The organism is Pararhizobium sp., from assembly GCF_035497515.1.
GTDB lineage: Bacteria > Pseudomonadota > Alphaproteobacteria > Rhizobiales > Rhizobiaceae > Pararhizobium.
The window spans coordinates 1-2,088 of the sequence record NZ_DATJDJ010000130.1 but is presented as its reverse complement, the minus strand read 5'-3'; the positions used below and the strand labels follow the sequence as shown (position 1 = coordinate 2,088).

General features: G+C 59.6%; 2 protein-coding genes. Both read right to left on the bottom strand.

Annotated elements, in window-relative coordinates; all coding sequences use genetic code 11:
* Window positions 1-518: 518 nt before the first annotated feature.
* The gene (locus VL202_RS13855) at window positions 519-1,130 is read right to left on the bottom strand and encodes a transglutaminase-like cysteine peptidase (RefSeq protein WP_325464696.1); all 612 of its coding nucleotides are present in this window, start codon (window positions 1,128-1,130) and stop codon (window positions 519-521) included.
* 669 nt (window positions 1,131-1,799) lie between these two features.
* Window positions 1,800-2,088 (bottom strand): PilZ domain-containing protein (locus VL202_RS13850; protein ID WP_325464695.1); only part of this gene is annotated, 289 nt, incomplete at its 5' end.

The following is a 2,088-nucleotide window of genomic DNA, read 5'->3' as shown; positions in this document are numbered from 1 at the left end:
TGTCGTATGGCCGGCAAGTGCCAGGTTTTCACCCCTCCAGCGGCCGGCGAGGCTGATTGCTCCGGTCAAGGCCGCAAGCCCCACCGCGATCGCCGTCAGGCCGTAGACGAAGCGGGCCGAGATCAGCGGACGATAGGCGTCGTCCTTGGTGGCTTGGGGCTTGGCGGTCATCGAGTAACGACGGTGCTCCCGTGAGTGGCTGCGGCGGTCTCGGCAGCGCCCATCTCGAAGGGAAACAGGCGTGGCAAACGGCATGCTCTTTGAGCAGCCAGGCGAAACGCTGCGTCAACATGGTTAATATCCGGTGAATATCATCGTATCGGTCGCCACCCGGCCGTGCCGCCCATCGTGCCCGCTCTTCATCTCAACAGGGGGCGGAAAGAAAAAAACGGCCGGTTCCGGGGACAGCGGAACCGGCCGAGAGGGCCTGGTCAGGGACGGGGATGGGGGCGACCAAAGCCCTTTTCATGCGCGCCCCGGGCATCCCGGTCCGAGGCGCGATGTCTCGTGATGGTGGATTACTGCGTCTGGAGGCTGCCGACGGCCACTGCGCGACCGTCCTGCAGTTTCACCCAGCGGCCGGCATTCTCGTTCGACTGGCGCTTCAGGAACGTATATTCGGTCTCGGACCAGAGCAGCACCTTGTTGCGCATATTGTCGAGAACGAAGTCGCCGCGGTCGGTCCGTACCGTCAGCACTGCATGGCCCTCGCCATTCGGCTGCAGGACGACCGTGATCAAAAGGTTGGACGGCGAAAAGCCTGCCTGCATCAGCAGCTTGCGCTTCAAGAGCACATAATCCTCGCAATCGCCCACCTTGTCGGGATAGGCCCAGCGCTCTTCGACGCCGTAGATCTCCATGTCGGTCATCGGCGTCACCGCTTCGTTGACGTCGTAGTTGACCTCGAGGATTTTCTTCCAGCCATCGCGGGTCAGCACCGTCGGTGCCGCGCTGCCGCCATTGCTGCGGCATTCCTGCGGCTGGCTGCGGCAGAATTCGTAGTGGCCGACCGGCGGATTGGTTGCGCCGTCCGTGGTCATGTTGGCGGAAAAGGCAAAGGCCGACTGGGCTGCCGCCGCACAAAGGAAGGCGGCGATGAGGCCGGTCTTCAGGAAATTTTTCTTTGTCATGTCTGTCTCCCCGTTCTGGAGTGACAATGACACCGAGATTTTTATTGCGCGCGAATATCGGAAGTAAAACTAAGTACAAACTCAAATCAAATATGTACAAAATCAAATTTAAACTTGAATATAATTTTAGATTATATTGATTCAAATGCCATCTAAATTTGCGCCTGCCTACACCCGATGGGCAGTCGCGAAAGAATGCGTAAACCATCCTTGCGGTTGAAAGAATTCGGGTTTTTCGAAAGGGCATTACGGCTGGGCACCGGGCACGAGACGTGCTTGGCATCGATCCACCCCGTTCCCAGTGCGCGCGGTCCCGGGGATTAGTCTTCGTTTACCATGGCAGGATGTGTTTCGACGCCGAATCGACGGGCGAACCGCCGAAATAATTTTGATTTTTCTTCAAAAAAACGGAGGCCGCCACGATTTTCGTCTCGTTCTGCTCCAGTCGGCCGCTTCCGACTGTGCCAGATTGGAGCGCTGACGGCGTCGGCGGCGGGAGTAGGCCCGTCATTGATCGCTCGCCGGCGGTCGATCGGGGCTTCCGGCGTGCCGTTTCAGTGCAGGTCGCGGACATGCGAAAAGGCGCGCCGGTGAAGCGCGCTTGGTCTCTGCAATATCAGGTGGTGGGAAAGGATCCGAAAGATGGGTTGTGGCCGGCGCTTCTGGAGCCTAGAGAAATTCTCTCAACGCCTCGCGCGATTGAATTCCCAGGAACTCGATCGCCACGCCTTCCTGGAAATGCCGCACGATGCGGCCTTTCATGCTGCCGAGCAGGATCGCCGTGCCGAGCGGCAGGCGCGTTTCCATATCCACGGCAGCGCCCGACAGCGACAGGTCGATGATGCGGCAGACATATTTGCTGCCGTCGTCGAGCGTGATCTCGGTGCGGGTCCTGCGGGGGGCGAGGCGATCGTGCCTACGGTCTTCCGGCAGGCCCAGTTCGTGCTTGTTGGCAATC

What these genes read in the sequence shown, in the direction of transcription:
- VL202_RS13855 (WP_325464696.1), bottom strand. Translation starts at nt 1,130, where the DNA reads ATGACAAAGAAAAATTTCCTGAAGACCGGCCTCATCGCCGCCTTCCTT.